The organism is Nesterenkonia sp. NBAIMH1, assembly GCF_007922635.1.
In the GTDB taxonomy this organism is placed as follows: domain Bacteria; phylum Actinomycetota; class Actinomycetes; order Actinomycetales; family Micrococcaceae; genus Nesterenkonia; species Nesterenkonia pannonica.
Map to the genome: position 1 here is coordinate 483160 of NZ_CP042335.1, position 15473 is coordinate 498632.

The following is a 15473-nucleotide window of genomic DNA, read 5'->3' on the forward strand; positions in this document are numbered from 1 at the left end:
TGCCCTACTTTGGCCCTGAGGGAGGCGAATCGCCCGCCGTGGGGCCCAAATATGCCGGCTGGTGCAGGTGTCGACGTAGCCTGAGCTCATGAGCATCGCCTCCAGCCCCTACACCGATGACCTGCGCCTGGCGCATATGATTGCCGACTCTGTGGATTCGCAGAATATGTCCTACTTCAGGTCGCTGGACTTTGAGGTGGAGACCAAGCCGGATCTGTCTCCTGTGACGGTCGCGGACCGGCAGGCCGAGGAGCTCATCCGCAGCCAGCTCGGCCGGGTGCGCGGACGCGACGCGGTCTACGGCGAGGAGTTCGGCGAGTCAGGGTCCGGGCCCCGGCGTTGGGTGCTCGATCCGATCGACGGAACGAAGAACTTCATCCGGGGAGTCCCGGTCTGGGCAACGCTGATCGCCCTGCTGGATCATGGTGAGCCTGTGGTCGGTGTGGTCTCCGCGCCTGCGCTGGGGCGCCGCTGGTGGGCTGCTCAGGGCGGCGGCGCATATACGGGGAAATCGCTGGCGCAGGCCAAGCAGCTCAGCGTCTCGAAGGTCTCGGCTGCGCAGGACGCATCCTTCTCCTACTCCTCCCTGGACGGCTGGAGAGACCTTGGCCGCTCGCGCAACTTCTTAGAGTTCACAGAGACCGTGTGGCGAACGCGTGCCTATGGGGATTTCTGGTCCTACTGCCTGGTCGCGGAGGGCGCGGTGGACATCGCGGCGGAGCCCGAGCTCGAGCTCTACGACATGGCGGCACTGGTGCCGATCGTGACGGAGGCGGGCGGGCGCTTCACCTCGTTGGACGGAGACCCTGGGTGCAGCGGCGCGAATGCTCTGGCCACCAATGGCCTCCTCCACGAGGCGGCTCTGGCAGCGCTGGCACCCGACGCGGCCACACCCATCGCCTGAGCCGAACAGCTGATCGGTAGACTTTTTAGTCACCACTAAACTAGAGTTTTTTCTATGCTGCACTCAACGAGCCCCGCGCGATGCGCTCCACGCGCAGCGGTCCCAGCAGCTCTGCTCGCATCGGCCCTGACTGTCACCTCCTGCGCCGGTGAGGACGGCTCCGAGGCCGACTCCCAGAACCCCTTGGTGCTGACGACTTTCAGCGTGCTGGAGGATATAACCGCTCACATCGCCGATGACGCTGTGCAGGTGCAGTCGATCACCCCGGTGGGGGCCGAGGTGCATGAGTACGACCCCTCCCCCTCAGATGTGGCTGCGGCAAGCGACGCCGACCTGGTCATCGAGAACGGCTTGGGACTCGAGGAATGGTTCGATCAGTTCATCGCTCAGGGTGACGCACCCGTGGTCACTGCCACTGACGGCATCGACGCGCACCCCATTACGCGCGTCCCCGGCCATCCCGATGATCAGGGCGACTCAGCGGAGATGCCCACTGACCCTCACGCGTGGCTCTCTCCGGAGAAGGCCCTGACCTACGTCGACAACATCGAAGCTGCTTTGGCGGATCTGGTTCCCGAGGAGGCCGAACTCTTTGAGGACAACGCGGACGAACTGCGGGGCCAGCTCGAGGAGCTGTCCGCCAGTGCCCAGGAGCGCGCCCAGAGCGTCGGCTCAGAGATATTCGTCGTCTCCTGCGAGGGCGCCTTCAGCTACGCCGCGGAGGATCTCGGGCTCACGGAGCACTACCTGTGGCCCCTGAATGCCGAGGATGAGGGCTCGCCCCAGCAGGTGGAGGCTCAGATCGAGTTCGTCCAGACCCACGACGTCGACACGATCTTCTGCGAGTCCACGGTCAACGACGGCCCGCAGAGACAGGTCGCTGAGGCCACAGGAGCCCAGCTCGGCGAGACCCTCTATGTCGACTCCCTCACCGAGGCCGACGGCGTCGCACCCACCTACCTCGACCTGCTGGAGCACAACATGACCACCATCCTCGAGGCCGCTGAATGACCTCTGCAGCCGGCCCTGGGCATGACCCCGCGGTGGTGTCTGCCCTGACGGCCGGCTATTCGGGGGTGACCGCTCTCGAGGACATCTCCTTCAGCCTCCGCCCGGGGAGCATCACAGCACTGCTCGGAGCCAACGGCTCAGGCAAGTCCACGCTCTTCAGCGTCCTGCTGGGCTTGGTGACTCCCTCTGCCGGGGAGGTGCATCTCTTCGGCGAGCGCCCTGCGGCGGCGCGGCGGCACAACCGGGTCAGCTATGTGCCGCAGCAGGATGCGGTGGACATGGCTTTTCCCATCACCGTGGAGGAAGTGGTGATGCAGGGTCGTTTCGCCCATCAGGGCCTGACCCGTCGGCCCTCCGCGGCGGACCGCGCCGCGGCGGAGCAGGCGCTGGCGGATGTGAGCCTTCTGGAGCTTCGTCAGCGCGGGATCGGTCAGCTTTCCGGGGGGCAGCGCAAGCGGGCATTTGTGGCGCGCGCCCTCGCGCAGGAGGCACCTCTGATGCTGCTGGACGAACCGTTCGCGGGGGTCGACCGCGGATCGGAGGAGCTCATCACGCGCGTGCTGCGGCGACTGCGCAGCAGCGGTGCCGCAGTGCTGGTGTCCACGCACCATCTGGAGGGGGTGCGGGCCCTGGCCGATGAGGTGCTTCTGCTCCATCGCCGGATCCTGGCCTCGGGCCGGCCCGAGGAGGTCCTGACCGAGACCAACCTGGCGCTGGCCTTCGGCGCCGCCATCGGCGGAGAGCTCGGGTCAGCGCAGTGATGGAGGCCATTCTCACCCCTCTGCAGTACCCCTTCATGCAGAATGCGCTGCTGGTGGCCGTCGTCGCCTGCGCGGTCTGCGGCATGCTTTCGTCATGGCTGGTACTGATGGGCTGGTCGCTCATCGGCGAGGCTGTGGCTCACTCGATCCTTCCTGGGGTGGTCCTCGCCTTCATCATCGGAGTGCCCCTGGGGGCAGGCGCCTTCGTCTTCGGGATGCTGGCGGTGGTGCTGATCGGTGCGCTGGGCCGAACCACTCGGCTGAAGCAGGACGCAACGATCGGCGTGGTGTTCACCTCGCTCTTCGCCGCCGGCCTGGTCCTGATCTCCACGGTGACGACCTCCACCCACCTGCAGCACATCCTCTTCGGCAATGTCCTGGGCACGTCCCGCACCGACCTCTACCAAGTCGCTGCACTGGGGACCCTGACCGTGCTGGTGCTGCTCCTGAAGCGCCGCGACTTCACGCTGGTGGCCTTCGACCCGACCTACGCCCGGACAGTCGGCCTGCCGGTGGGGGTCCTGCATGGGGTCCTGCTGGTGCTGCTGGCCCTGACAGCGGTGACGTCCCTGCAGACGCTCGGGGTGATTCTGGTGGTTGCGATGCTGGTGATTCCGGGGGCGGCGAGCTTCCTGGTCGCCCGGCGGTTCACCACCATGCTGATGCTCTCCACGGCGGTGGGCGTCATCTCGGCGGTGGTGGGTGTGTATGCGAGCTACTGGCTGGACGTCGCCACGGGCGCCTCGATCGTGCTCGCCGCCTCCGCTCAGTTCGTCATCGCCTACGGACTGGCGAGTGTGCGCAGGCTCCGCAGCCGCCGGACCCCGGCGTCGTAGACTGGGCATCATGCCGCGAACCTCTGCCCAGGGACAGTCCACGCATGCCCCCGCAGCCACCACGAGCGTCGAGGACTACGCGAAGACGATCTACGGCATCGCCGAGTGGGAGGGGGCTGCCGTCACTGCCAGCGCACTGGCCAAGAAGCTCGGGGTCTCCAACCCGTCAGTGACTCTCATGGTCAAGAAGATGGCGGAGCTGGGCCTGGTGGACCATCAGCCGTATGCCCCCATTCGCCTGACCCACGCGGGGCACCGGCTGGCGCTGGCGATGGTCCGGCGCCACCGACTCATCGAGACCTGGCTGGTCAATGAGCTCGGCTACGGCTGGGACGAAGTGCACGAAGAGGCGGAGCGCCTGGAGCATGCCGTCTCCGAAGTATTTGTGGACAGGCTCGATGAGCGGCTCGGACGTCCTGCCTCGGACCCACACGGCGATCCGATTCCCGCGAAGGACCTCAAGATGCACTACCCCTCGACGACTCGCCTGTGCCAGGTGCCGGGCCGGACGCAGGCCGTGGTGGAGCAGGTCGACGACGCCGTGCCCGAGGCCCTGCGGATCCTCGCCGAGCAGCAGGTCACGATCGGATCATCGGTGCAGGTGCTGGAGGCCCTCGATGGTGAGGTGACGCTTGCGGGCGGAGCGGGATCCGGATTCTCCCTCTCCCACGACGTGGCCCACGCTGTGCGGGTGAGCACTGCCGCATGAGTCGTAGCGGTGCGATGAGGACTGCAGCCCTGGTCCTGGCGGTGGCGGCCGCTGGGGCAGCCGGAACGCTGCTGCGACTGGCTGCCGGGCAGCTGGTCGGCGAGGCTGAGATGCGATTCCCGTGGACGACGTTCGCCGTGAACATTGCAGGCTCGGCGGGATTGGGCCTGCTGGTGGGCATGATTCGTGTCCGTCGCCCAGGAGACTGGGTGATGCCGGTGCTTGGCACGGGGCTTCTGGGATCCTTCACGACCCTCTCGGCGGTCATGGTGGTGGCTGGCCCGTCGCTCCTGGGCGGGAGCTTCGCTGAGGGCGGCCCGAGTCTGATCCCTGACCCTCTGGAGATGATGGCCTACCTCATCATCGCAGTGCTGTTCGGCACGGCGGCCGCCGGGTGCGGGATCACCGTAGGCCAAGCCATCTTCGACAGCGTCCCCGAGCCGACTGATGAGAACGAAGTGATCGACCCTGGCGAGGGGATGCCGGAGCTGGATGATGATGCGCGTCGGGAGGCTTCCGAATGACCGCTGCTGTGGTGCTGGGAATAGCTGTGGGCGGCGCATTCGGCGCGGCCGTCCGCTATCTGCTGGATCGGTACCTGCCCGCAGGTCTGCTCGCAGCGAATGCTCTGGGCTGCTTCGGCGCGGGGATCCTGTACGGGCTGCTGGTCTCCGGGAGCGGGCTGGACGAGCAGCTGGCGACGGTGCTCGCAGTGGGCGTCTTCAGCGCTCTCACGACATTCGCGACGGTGTCCCTGCGGTCGGCGCTGCTGTGTGGCTGGACGGGCGGCGCTGGGCGGCTGCCGGCTTGTGGGCTGCTCACGCTGGAGCCGGGCTGGGAGCGGCGGTGCTCGGGGTCCTGATCACCGCTTAGCGGCCGGCGGGAATGTTGCACCCGGATTCGCGGTTATCCTATAGTGACGGTCTCCGGGGAACCGGGGCCAGTTTGGCAACAGCATATGGGGACGATCGGTTTCGACGATCTGAGTTGAGCATGGGGAAGCGTGTCGTGGATGCCAAGCGACCACGTTAAAACCGTTTGTGCAACCTAATAAGTGCCGAATCTAAGCGCACTGGCTTCGCCCTCGCTGCATAACAGCAGCGACCGCGAGTCTGTCAGCCTGAGTTTGCTATCGACTCAGTGCCTGGCATCAGCTAGATAGCCACTGGGATGAGGACCTGGCCGCAGGGTCCGATTCCGACAATTTATGCGGCTGGACCTGCTCAGGCGCTTGTCAGTATGACGCCTGAGGTCGAGATGCGATGAGCTGACTACACGTAGAAGCCCATGCAAAGCCAGATCGGACGCGGGTTCGATTCCCGCCGTCTCCACAGATTGCCCGGCTAGGTTCGCCTAGTCGGGCTTTTTGTGTCGATTCCCATCCCCTGTCATTGCAGGGATTTTCTCCACTAACTGCATCGCGACCATACATTTGGAGGCACTTACAATCAGTCACTCGCGCTTTCGGTGGTAGAAGCGGGGAGCCCGAATGGAGCGATAGCTAAGCGTCCGAGACTTAGGAACCGCCCGGGTAAGACTCTCCAGGCCTCCTGAGGCGGAGCTGAAGGCAGTAAGTGAGCACCCGGAAGCTGGCTGTACCCGAGTGTCGGCTTAGGGGCGAATCCACTCGGGCAGAGGCCACCTTGCCGTCAGTGCCCGACAGGCGCGTGAAGGTTTGTGGTGGAGGACTGCCAACCTAGCGGCCTCACTTCGCGTATGGGTCGTAATCGTCGAAGATCACTGAAGCCAAAGCCTCTACGGAAGGGACGCATCATCTAACCGCACCCTGTTTTTGCCATGCAATGGAAGGGCAGCGCGCTTGTAGAGCGGACTTCCCGCGGTCCCCTTGTGAAGGGGTTTGTCCAATAGGACTTGAGATCAATGGGGAACGAGGGAGGGGTAGCCCTCCTCTTTACCCATTGACCCCACGCACACCGCCTTCCCTGCTGACCGCTCCATTCTGCGTCATGCTCTGCCCAGGTGTCGTTCGCGTTCTTTCGCATCTGCCACTCACTCGGTCATTTGGGAGCACGGCGGGTCGCCGGTTAGCCTCCCCGGGCTTGGTGAGCCGACGCCTTGCATCGTGGATCGCTAGTAGTCGGTTCGCACACCCGTGATGCCTCTAGACCCGGACCTTCCCTCCCGGAGGCAGTCGTCGGCCGCGATTGGATTGACGCGTTCTTCAGAACTGGCCAATTACCTCAACATCGAAGGCCGTCGCCATCACGGCGGTGGTGGAGCCGCCGATTGCGGTGTCGTACCGAAATGCTCCTCCGACCTCTACAAGCATCTTGACGTGGTCGTCCTTGACTACGTCAGAAAAGACGTCATCGCGTCCGGTGACAACGACAGTGTTTACGTCGTAGTTGTAGCGTCGGTACTCTCGAGCCGGACCCGTGTTCACGCGGATGCTAATGTTTCCCGTCGCAGCGTCCGCCTGGGTCACGTGCCCATAAAGTACATACTTCTCGCCCATGTAGGAGTCCGGGTCACGCTCGACGAGGGCCCACTCGCGGTCAGAGGGCGATCCGTAGTTCGCCGGGTCGGTCTGCGCTTCCTCCTCTTCGGCTTGACGCTCCGCTTCTTTACGTTCCCTCTCAGCTTGAGTCCATGCGTCGTGGCTTTCCGAAACGCTTTCTAGCGCTTCAAGCACCTCGTCCACGGCCCCTGAGACCTCAAGTGTCAAGGCCTCAAAAGACTCTCCGTTGGTGTCATCGGGTTCAGTGTTCAAGGCCTCGTTCAGCTCTTCGATCCGCGCGGACAGCTCAACGTGCACGTCGTCGTCCGAGACTTCACCAGACGTCGACTCCAGCGTTTCCTCTGCCTCAGCAAGCTCATCTTGCGCGTCCTCCGCTTGAGCTTCGTATGACTCGCGTTTTGCAACCGCTTCTTCCAGCGAGACCGTTGGTACGTCCATCCCTCTCATACTGTTGGCGAGGCCAAAGGCCCGAGATCCACGCCCAAGCTCAGCAGCGACGGATCGCCTTGCCCCAGCAGCTCCTCCATGTGAGCGAGACGTCCCTGCAGGTCGGCTGCTATTTCGGGCTCCAGCGAGCCCGCTTGGTTAAGGAGTTCCTCCGCGTAGACCTGAGCGGTGACGACTTCCTCGCGCGCCTTATCAAAGTCCCCGAGTTTGGCGCTATTCGCTGCCACGAATGCGATGAGACCAGCGCCCACTCCCAGAAAGATGACCACCCGCAGGCGAAGGCCGCTACAAAGAGAGCGGCTTCGCGGTTTCGCAGGTTCAGGTGCATTACCGAAGCCCTTAGGGCTCTCGGCACCATAGGGTGCGGATTCCTTAGACGAACTATTTGTCACGCGCCAACACTCACAATCTCAGGCTACACAAAGGTAATTTACAGGCGAATGTCAGCATACTTCACCCCACGTTGCGCAGATCGATTCGAACCTTCGCCGCACCGCCGGTAGACGCTTTCCTCCTTCAATGGCATCTCAGTTGCACAGTGTCGGCCGGATTGCGACGAGACCTCGACTGTAGGTCACCCATAGGACTAAAAGTCCCTCATGGAGCACGAGCAGCCGAACCCGTAGATCACGAGTGCGAGCATCACCGCGAGGGCGAGCGCCGCGGACCGCAGGGCGTACCGCAGCATTCTTGCGAGCACACCTCTGGCCCTCGCCCCTCATGTGATCACGGAACGATGACCGCGCGGCCCCGCAGCTCACCGTCGTGGAGTTTGCGGTAGGCCTCCGGAGCGTCGTCGAGGCTGAACTGTTCGGTGTCAACGGTCAGCTGGCCGGTCCGAGCCAGTTCGATGACTTCCATCAGCTCAGGACGCGAGCCCCAGTACGGTGCGCGCAGGCGTGAGCCGAAGGGCTGGCCGAGCAGGCCGACCGGGCGGGTGACGGCGCCGGCGCCCACCAGCACAATGTCAGTCCGCGGTCCGCTCACGGCATCGACGATCTTCATGACCGGCTCATTGGTGACGAAGTCGAAGACTGCGGTCACGGGCTCACTGGTGACGTCGCGCCGCAGCGCCTCCGCAGCGTTCTCGTCGGAGAGGTAGGCGTAGTGCGCCCCGACCTCTCGGGCGAACTCCAGCTTGCTCTCGGTGACGTCCAGCGCCACCACAGTGGCCGAGGTCAGGCGACGCAGCAGCTGCACGGCGATGTGCCCGAGCCCGCCGACCCCGATGACCACAGCAACGCTGCCTGGAACGAGCAGATCCAGCGACCCCTTGATCGCGTGGTATGGAGTCAGTCCGGCGTCAGTCAGCGCGACGCTCTGGACGGGATCGAGATCGCCCAGGGGAATGAGCAGACGCGGATCGGAGACGATCATGTACTCAGCCATTGAGCCGTCCACACCCAGGCCCGGGGGCACAATGCCCATACCGGCCGCATGGGGGCAGTAGTTCTCCTGGCCCTCAGCGCACGCATGGCAGCGGCCGCAGCCGCGGGGTCCGTAGACGGCCACGGACTCGCCGACCTGAACGCCCGTGGTGCCCTCGCCCAGCGCGTCCACCACGCCCACACCTTCGTGGCCGAGAGTCATCGGCAGCGGGTACCCGAACGCCTGGTACTGCTCCTCGGTGAGGCTCATGACGAAGCTGTCGGAGTGGCAGGCTCCGGCGGCGGTGATGCGCACGCGCACCTCCCCCGGCCCGGGATCAGGCGTGGGCACCTCATGGATCTCAGGGGCCTGGCCGACGGCGACGTAGCGGAGTGCCTTCATGTCTCTCTCCTCAAGCTGTGGCCTGCGGCGCTGTCACAGGGAGCGCGCAGGCGCATCGGTGTCCGAATCCTGTGCCTCCTTCATTCTGCCACCGTGGGGCATCCAACGAGTGGCGACGATGGATGCGGCCACCGTTACGATCAGCACCCCGACGATGACCACCAGGGACATCGTCGTGCTCACCTGCGGGACGGGCACATGCTGACCGCCGTTGATGAAGGAAAGGGTGTTCTCCCCCAGCGCGTGCAGCACCAGCTTCACACCGATGAAGCCCAGGATGGCGGTGAGCCCGTAGGAGAGGAAGACCAGACGCTGCACCAGCCCGTCGATGAGAAAGTACAGCTGGCGCAGGCCCATCAGTGAGAACGCCGTGGCGGCGAAGACGATGAAGGGCTCCTGGGTGAGTCCATAGATCGCCGGGATCGAGTCGAAGGCGAAGAGCAGATCAGTGCCGCCGATGGCCAGCATGACGATCAGCATCGGGGTGGCGACCCTCTTACCGGCCTCGCGGACGGTCAGCCGGTGCTCATCGAAGCGATCCGTCATCGGCACCCAGCGGCGCAGAGCCCTGACCGCAGCCCTCTCGCTCGGTGGGGCGTGGGAGGACTTGGGGCCGACCTCCCGCCGCAGCATGTTCGCTGCGGTCACGATGAGCACTGCCCCGAAGAGGTAGAAGACGCCGCTGAACGCCTCGATCAGTCCCGCCCCCAGCAGGATGAAGACGCTCCTGACGATCAGCGCCAGGATGATGCCGAACAGCAGCACTCGCTGCTGGAGCCTGCGGGGCACGTTGAAGGTGGAGATGATGACGAGGAACACGAAGAGGTTGTCCACCGACAGCGCCTTCTCCGTGATGTAGCCGGCGTAGTAGGTGGCTGCCGCGTCGGGGCCCAGGAGCGGGATGAGCAGCACGCCGAAGAGCACGCCCAGTCCGATGTAGACGCCGCTCCATATCGCCGCCTCACGAAGCGTCGGCTCGTGGGAGTGCCGCACGTGGGCGAAGAAGTCGAAGATCAGCAGGCCGACAACAGCAGTGCCGGTGAGGAGCCATACCCAGATCGGGATGTCCATGGAGTACGCCTTTCGAGGTCACGACGACGCCGAGCATCGTCGCGAGTCTCTCCACCGTGCTCTGGCCTGAGCCGAGCCGGCCGCTGCGCCCGGCGGATGAATGGCATCCGCGTGCTGTCGTCCGCAGCGCGTCAGGGATACTCCCTCGCTGCCCTGAGTGTACTCCTCTCAGGCGGTGCTTCAGTGTGATCTGGCAGACTGAGCCCATGTCGGGACACCAACCGCCTCAGGACGTCGCGCACGCGGCGCAGCGCGCAGTCGACTGGATCAATGACGGCAAGGCTGGCTCAGGCTTCACCGACACGGGCCGCCGGCGCGCCCAGCAGCTGGCCGACCGTGAGCCCGTGCCCGAGGGCGACATCAAGAAGATGCAGCAGTACTTCAAGCGCCACGCCGTGGACAGCGACGCTGAGGGCTTCAACCAGGGCGAGCAGGGCTACCCCACCCCGGGTCGCGTGGCGTGGGACGCCTGGGGCGGAGACCCAGGCCGGGAGTGGGTCAGCCGCGAGAAGTTCAAGAACCTGTAGGCAGCCGCGCGCACGAGCAGAAGGGCTCATCGATGTCATTCAAGAAGGGCCAGAGGGTCAGCTGGAGCACCAGCCAGGGAACGACCTGCGGAACCGTCGTCTCCAAGCACACTGAGGATCTCACGTTCGCCGATCAGACGTTCCGTGCCTCAGCTGACGATCCCGTGTACATCGTGGAGTCGGAGAAGACCGGCAAGCAGGCGGCGCACCATGAGAAGGCCCTGGAAGGCTGAAGCCGGTGAGCGTCCGCGCGCGGGTGACCAAGATTGTCTTCGATGAGCTGGAGCGCCATCCCGACGGGATGCAGTGGGCCGATCTGCTCCGCGCGATCCAGGCGGAGGGCCCGGAGATCCATCCCAAGACCGCGAACGGGATCGTCTGGAAGCTGGTCGAAGACCACCCCGAGAGCGTGCACAAGCCCGCCCGCGGCCGGTTCCAGCTTCTGAAGTACGCGAACCGCCCGGAGGGATCCCCATCAAACGGCTCGGACTGATCTGGAGCTTCCTCCAAGCCTGCGGGTGTGTGGTGGTGCAGTGACGTTGAATGCACCGATTCGCATCAGGAGAACTCTGTGACCGCTTCCGAACCTTTCTACCGCCCGCTCTCCCCCACGTGCGGCCTCCGGGTGAGTCCGCTGGCGCTGGGCACGCTGACCTTCGGCCGGGGCGAGGAGCTGACCCACATGGGCGATCTCGACGCCGACGGGGCGGCCCGCCAGCTCAGCCGTGCCCGTGATGCAGGGATCAACCTCATCGACACCGCCAACCTCTATGGCGCAGGGGTGGCCGAGGAAGTCGTCGGCGAGGCACTGCAGAGGATCGAGAGCCCCGAGAACTTTCTGGTGACCACAAAGGGGCGTCTGGTGATCGGCGACGGCCCCAATGACGGCGGCGCCTCACGATGGCACCTGCGGCGGGAGGTGCACCGGTCGCTGAAGCGCCTGCGTCGGGACCATATAGACCTCTATTACCTGCACCATTGGGACGGTGAGACTCCGCTCGAGGAGACCTTGGAGACGATGGACTCCTTGGTCCGCGAGGGTACGATCCGCTACTACGGGGTCTCGAACTACACCGGCTGGCAGCTGCAGAAGGCTCTGCGCGTCTGTGAGGCCAACGGCTTGGTGAAGCCGGTCTCCCAGCAGGTTCACTACTCCCCCTATGCTCGCGAAGCCGAGTATGAGCTCATTCCTTCTGGCCTCGACGCAGGCATCGGCTCACAGCCGTGGTCCCCGCTGAGCATGGGCCTACTGACCGGCAAGTACCGTCGGGGTCAGGAGCCGGAGTCCCCTGCACGGATGAAGGACGGACCGGGCGTGGAGGTGCGCGTCGGCGACCGGGAGAAGCTGTACAGCGTCGTCGATGTGCTCGAGGCCGTTGCGGGGCGCCGTGGGGCGACGATCCCGCAGGTCATTCTCGCCTGGCTCCTGGGCCGGCCCGGAGTGCACAACGTGGCTGTGGCCGCTCGGACGATGAATCAGCTTGAGGATCTTCTGGGCTACTCGTCGGTGGAGCTGACGGAGCAGGACACGCGCGAGATCGACGATGTGGGCCGTCCCGGTTTGGCGTACCCCTTCTGGCACCAGGCCGACATGGCCTCCGAGCGGCTCGATCAGGCGTCCGCGTCGATCGTGGAGTCCCAGCAGCGCAGCATCGCGGAGCTGTTCGGCGGACCGCGCTGAGCGCTCTCGAGCGATTCCCAGGGTGCATGAAGGATCTGTGCACCTGACCTGCAGTTTTTCGTCCCTACCCTATGGGGACACGTTGACCATGAAGAGGTGAAGGACGCGATGAGCACCAACCCAGAGGACACCCCGAAGCACCAGCAGGAGCCGGAGCCGCACGCACCGGGCGGACCGCTTTCTCCTGATACGCAGGGCGACGGCAGCAGCCGGACGGAGAATCCCTCCCCCGCGCCGCAGGAGACGACGGAGCAGGCCGCGCATGCTGGACCTGACGAGGCCCGCTACGGGCGCGACGAGACGGACCGCAATCCCAACGCGGACCCGGACCCGGGCGCCGAGCCTGCGATCGAAACGGACCTTGCTCCCGGGGAGACTCCTCCTGACTCGAACTCGGCGACGGCCACTCCGCCGCATGAGGCTCCCAGCACCCCTCCGAAGTCGAACGCGGTCATGATCGCCGCGGTGGCTGCGGTGGTGGTCCTGCTGCTGCTGTTCTTCATCGGCTACATCGTGGGCATCCTCGGCTGATCGTCGAGGAGCCTGAGCATGAGTGAGGGGAGCCCCCAGTCGGGGCTCCCCTCACTCATGCGCTGTGGATGCGGTCAGGCGGCGGTGCGGTTGCGGTAGCGCATTTCGCGGTGCGCGTCGCGGGCGTCCTGCTTCTCGCGCAGGGTCTGCCGCTTGTCGAATTCGCGTTTGCCGCGCGCGATACCGATCTCCGCTTTGGCTCGGCCGTCTTTGAAGTAGAGGCTGAGGGGGACGATGGTCAGTCCCGGGGATTCGATCTGGCGCGAGATCTTGATGAGCTCTTTGCTGTGGAGAAGCAGTTTGCGCTTTCGGCGGGCGGAGTGGTTGGTCCACGTGCCGTTGAGGTATTCGGGGATGTGGACCTGTTCGAGCCACAGTTCGTGACTGTTGTCGAAGGCCGCGAAGCCGTCGGTGAGTGAGGCTTGGCCTTCGCGCAGGGATTTGACCTCGGTGCCTGTGAGCACGAGACCGGCCTCGTACTTGTCGAGGATCTCGTAGTCGTGCCGTGCTCGCCTGTTGTGGGCGACCATGTGGTTGTTGGGATCGCGTTCGCCGCGCTTCTTCTTCTTGACGTTGCTGCTCTTCTTAGCCACTGGTCACCTCCTGGGGCGTGCGGGATCGGCAAAAGGCCAGGAGTTCACTATACCGGCCGCGTCAATGCTCAGACGCGGAGGTACCGGCGCACAGTGAGCCAGGAGGACAGCCCGGCCAGCGCGACGGCGATGAGCAGCAGGCCCGGCATGAGCACGAAGGAGTCCAGGCCTGTGATGAAGAGGACTCCGGTGACTTGGGTGGGCAGCCACTGTCCGAGGAGGAATTCGGCGATCACCCAGGTGGCCGCGCATGCCAGGAGGGCCCCGAATATGGCTGCGATGACGCCTTCGAACACGAAGGGTGTGCGGATCATGGACTTGGAGGCGCCGACCATGCGCATGATGGATGTCTCTCTGCGTCTGCTGAAGGCGGAGAGCCGGATGGTGGTGGAGATCAGCAGGATGGTGCAGAGGATCATGACGGCGGCGATGATCAGTGCGACGACGGTGAGTCCGTTGAGTATGCCGAAGATCTGGTCGAGCACCTCCTGCTGGTCTGCGACGTTCTCCACTCCGGGGACTCCGGCGAAGAGTTCGCTGACGATGGGATGCTCTTCGGCGTCGAGGAGGTTGATCCTGTAGGACTCGGGCATGTCCTCGGGGGTCAGCGCGGCTGCTCTGACGCTCTCTTCACGCCCTTCGACGAAGCTCTCGAGTGCTTCTTCCTGGGATTCGTAGCGCCAGGTGTCGACGTATTGGCTAGCGGCTCCGTCTTCGAGCATCTCTTCGACGGTCTCACGCTGCTCGTCGGTGACTGCGCCGGTGGGGCAGTTCGCTTCGGCTGACTCTTCGGTGCAGAGGAAGAGGCTGACTTCGAGCCGGTCGTGGAAGTCGTCGGTCATGTGGTTGACCTGCAGCTGCATGAGGGCGGCTGCGCCGACGAAGCTCAGGGAGATGAATGTGACGAGGACGAGGGAGGCGACCATGGCCACGTTCTTGCGCAGGGATCCGGCCGTTTCGCGAAGCATGTATGGGAGCTGGCTCATGCGTCGTTGCTCCCGCCGGGGTCGCGTCGGAAGCTGAATCTTTCGGATTCCTCGGATTCGGCGGCGGCTCCCCCGAGGCGCGGCTTGGGGGTTTCGTCGGTTCCGCGGCTGAGCCAGCCGAGGCGCGGTGCGTGGGGACGCTCCTCGGCTGGGGCCGCTGATTCTTCGGGTGTGTGCGTCGGCACCCGGGGGTTGGGCGCGGTGTCGGGTTCGACGTCCTCTTCGGGAAGGACTCTTTCTTGGAAGTGCTCGTCGTCGGTGTCGTCGCCGGGCCAGGTGACCCGGTAGATCGCTTCGGGGCGGGCAGCGGGGTCGGCCTCTTCGGCGGAGGGCGCGCTGGTGGCACTGGGCTCTGAGGCGGCGGGGTCTTGCTCTGCGACGGTGGGGACGGCTTCGGTACGCAGCGGGATGGGGTCCTGGGCGCGCAGCCCGGAGCTGGACTCTTCGGCGATGAGGGCTTTCCAGGCGCGGGAGCCTGCGGGCGGGTCGTAGGTTCCGGGCTGCTCGTCGCGGACGAGTTCGCCGCGGTGGAGCTGGACGACGCGGCGGGACATGCTGTCGACGATGGCGCGGTCGTGGGTGGCCATGATGACGGTGGTGCCGGCGTCGTTGATGCGCCGGAGGATGTTCATGACTTCCTCTGATGCCCGGGGGTCGAGGTTTCCGGTGGGCTCGTCGGCGAGGAGGATGGAGGGTTTGTTGACGACGGCGCGGGCGATGGCGGCGCGCTGCTGTTCGCCTCCGGAGATTTCGTGGGGATAGCGGCGGGCGAGGTGCTCGAGCCCGACTCGTTGCAGGGTTTTGGTCACGCGCGGGCGGATGTGGGTGCGCTTCGCGCCGGTGACGCGCATGGCGAAGGCGACGTTTTCGAAGATGGTCCTGTCGGGCAGGAGGCGGAAGTCTTGGAAGACCATGCCGATGGAGCGCCGGTATTGGGGGACGCGCCGTTCGAGCATCATGGCGAGGTTCTGGCCGGCGACGGTGACTCTGCCGCGGCTGGGGAGGCCTTCGCGCAGGATCATGCGCAGGAGCGTTGATTTGCCGGAGCCGGAGGCGCCGATGAGGAAGACGAAGTCTCCGCGCAGGAATTCGACGGAGATGTCGTGGAGCGCGGGCTTCTCCCCGGAGCCGTAGGTGCGGGTGACCTGGTCGAACCGGATCACTCGA

19 protein-coding genes and 1 other RNA gene are annotated in these 15473 nt (G+C 65.1%); 13 read left to right on the plus strand and 7 right to left on the minus strand.

The features are described 5' to 3' along the window. Window positions 1-88: 88 nt before the first annotated feature. The 8 genes from hisN to ssrA all read left to right on the plus strand — a co-directional run bounded on the left by hisN (window position 89) and on the right by ssrA (window position 5555). Window positions 89-904 (plus strand): histidinol-phosphatase, encoded by an 816-nt coding sequence (gene hisN, locus FS388_RS02230; RefSeq protein ID WP_146339282.1) that lies wholly within the window; start codon window positions 89-91, stop codon window positions 902-904. 54 nt (window positions 905-958) lie between these two features. Then, a complete protein-coding gene (locus tag FS388_RS02235) occupies window positions 959-1915 on the plus strand; it encodes a metal ABC transporter solute-binding protein, Zn/Mn family (protein ID WP_146339284.1) in 957 nt (318 codons plus the stop codon). Continuing rightward, window positions 1912-2676 (plus strand): metal ABC transporter ATP-binding protein, encoded by a 765-nt coding sequence (locus FS388_RS02240; protein WP_146339286.1) that lies wholly within the window; start codon window positions 1912-1914, stop codon window positions 2674-2676. The genes FS388_RS02235 and FS388_RS02240 overlap by 4 nt, the downstream gene beginning before the upstream one ends. Then, window positions 2676-3512: a metal ABC transporter permease gene (locus tag FS388_RS02245; RefSeq protein ID WP_146341830.1), complete on the plus strand. Its 837-nt coding sequence runs from the start codon at window positions 2676-2678 to the stop codon at window positions 3510-3512. Before FS388_RS02240 ends, FS388_RS02245 begins: the two co-directional genes overlap by 1 nt. Window positions 3513-3522: 10 nt before the next feature. Continuing rightward, window positions 3523-4221, plus strand: a complete 699-nt coding sequence (locus tag FS388_RS02250) for a metal-dependent transcriptional regulator (RefSeq protein WP_168198564.1) — start codon at window positions 3523-3525, stop codon at window positions 4219-4221. A 14-nt stretch (window positions 4222-4235) separates the two neighbouring features. Continuing rightward, entirely contained in the window at window positions 4236-4745 is a 510-nt protein-coding gene (locus FS388_RS02255; RefSeq protein ID WP_168198565.1) for a CrcB family protein, read from the plus strand. Then, window positions 4742-5083 carry a CrcB family protein gene (locus FS388_RS02260; protein ID WP_146339290.1) on the plus strand — a complete coding sequence of 114 codons (342 nt, stop codon included), beginning with the start codon at window positions 4742-4744 and terminating at the stop codon, window positions 5081-5083. The genes FS388_RS02255 and FS388_RS02260 overlap by 4 nt, the downstream gene beginning before the upstream one ends. Window positions 5084-5181: 98 nt before the next feature. Then, window positions 5182-5555: a transfer-messenger RNA gene (gene ssrA / locus FS388_RS02265) on the plus strand. An 848-nt stretch (window positions 5556-6403) separates the two neighbouring features. On the opposite strand, the gene FS388_RS02270 is transcribed toward ssrA, so the two are convergent. The 4 genes from FS388_RS02270 to FS388_RS02285 all read right to left on the minus strand — a co-directional run bounded on the left by FS388_RS02270 (window position 6404) and on the right by FS388_RS02285 (window position 9988). Next, window positions 6404-7138 carry a hypothetical protein gene (locus FS388_RS02270; protein ID WP_146339292.1) on the minus strand — a complete coding sequence of 245 codons (735 nt, stop codon included), beginning with the start codon at window positions 7136-7138 and terminating at the stop codon, window positions 6404-6406. A 5-nt stretch (window positions 7139-7143) separates the two neighbouring features. Beyond that, the gene (locus FS388_RS02275) at window positions 7144-7374 is read right to left on the minus strand and encodes a hypothetical protein (protein WP_146339294.1); all 231 of its coding nucleotides are present in this window, start codon (window positions 7372-7374) and stop codon (window positions 7144-7146) included. A 499-nt stretch (window positions 7375-7873) separates the two neighbouring features. Beyond that, window positions 7874-8917, minus strand: a complete 1044-nt coding sequence (locus FS388_RS02280) for an NAD(P)-dependent alcohol dehydrogenase (protein WP_146339296.1) — start codon at window positions 8915-8917, stop codon at window positions 7874-7876. Between the two features lie 33 nt (window positions 8918-8950). After that, complete coding sequence (locus FS388_RS02285; RefSeq protein WP_146339297.1) at window positions 8951-9988, minus strand: TerC/Alx family metal homeostasis membrane protein; 1038 nt, start codon at window positions 9986-9988, stop codon at window positions 8951-8953. Window positions 9989-10194: 206 nt separating this feature from the next. Between FS388_RS02285 and FS388_RS02290 the strand changes: the two genes are divergently transcribed. From FS388_RS02290 to FS388_RS02310, 5 genes are all read left to right on the plus strand, one after another. Beyond that, entirely contained in the window at window positions 10195-10515 is a 321-nt protein-coding gene (locus FS388_RS02290) for a hypothetical protein (RefSeq protein ID WP_146339299.1), read from the plus strand. A 32-nt stretch (window positions 10516-10547) separates the two neighbouring features. Continuing rightward, on the plus strand, window positions 10548-10748 hold the full coding sequence (locus tag FS388_RS02295) for a DUF2945 domain-containing protein (RefSeq protein ID WP_146339301.1): 201 nt from the start codon (window positions 10548-10550) through the stop codon (window positions 10746-10748). Window positions 10749-10753: 5 nt separating this feature from the next. Continuing rightward, a complete protein-coding gene (locus FS388_RS02300; protein ID WP_146339303.1) occupies window positions 10754-11008 on the plus strand; it encodes a hypothetical protein in 255 nt (84 codons plus the stop codon). A gap of 78 nt (window positions 11009-11086) precedes the next feature. Continuing rightward, entirely contained in the window at window positions 11087-12196 is a 1110-nt protein-coding gene (locus tag FS388_RS02305; RefSeq protein WP_146339305.1) for an aldo/keto reductase, read from the plus strand. A 108-nt stretch (window positions 12197-12304) separates the two neighbouring features. Continuing rightward, window positions 12305-12727, plus strand: a complete 423-nt coding sequence (locus FS388_RS02310) for a DUF6480 family protein (protein ID WP_146339307.1) — start codon at window positions 12305-12307, stop codon at window positions 12725-12727. A 74-nt stretch (window positions 12728-12801) separates the two neighbouring features. On the opposite strand, the gene smpB is transcribed toward FS388_RS02310, so the two are convergent. The 3 genes from smpB to ftsE form a co-directional block, all read right to left on the minus strand. Then, window positions 12802-13320, minus strand: coding sequence for an SsrA-binding protein SmpB (gene smpB / locus FS388_RS02315; protein ID WP_146339309.1), 519 nt, complete (start codon window positions 13318-13320; stop codon window positions 12802-12804). 68 nt (window positions 13321-13388) lie between these two features. Continuing rightward, window positions 13389-14306: a permease-like cell division protein FtsX gene (ftsX, locus tag FS388_RS02320; RefSeq protein WP_146339311.1), complete on the minus strand. Its 918-nt coding sequence runs from the start codon at window positions 14304-14306 to the stop codon at window positions 13389-13391. After that, window positions 14303-15469 carry a cell division ATP-binding protein FtsE gene (gene ftsE / locus FS388_RS02325; protein ID WP_146339314.1) on the minus strand — a complete coding sequence of 389 codons (1167 nt, stop codon included), beginning with the start codon at window positions 15467-15469 and terminating at the stop codon, window positions 14303-14305. The genes ftsX and ftsE overlap by 4 nt, the downstream gene beginning before the upstream one ends. Window positions 15470-15473 lie beyond the last annotated feature (4 nt).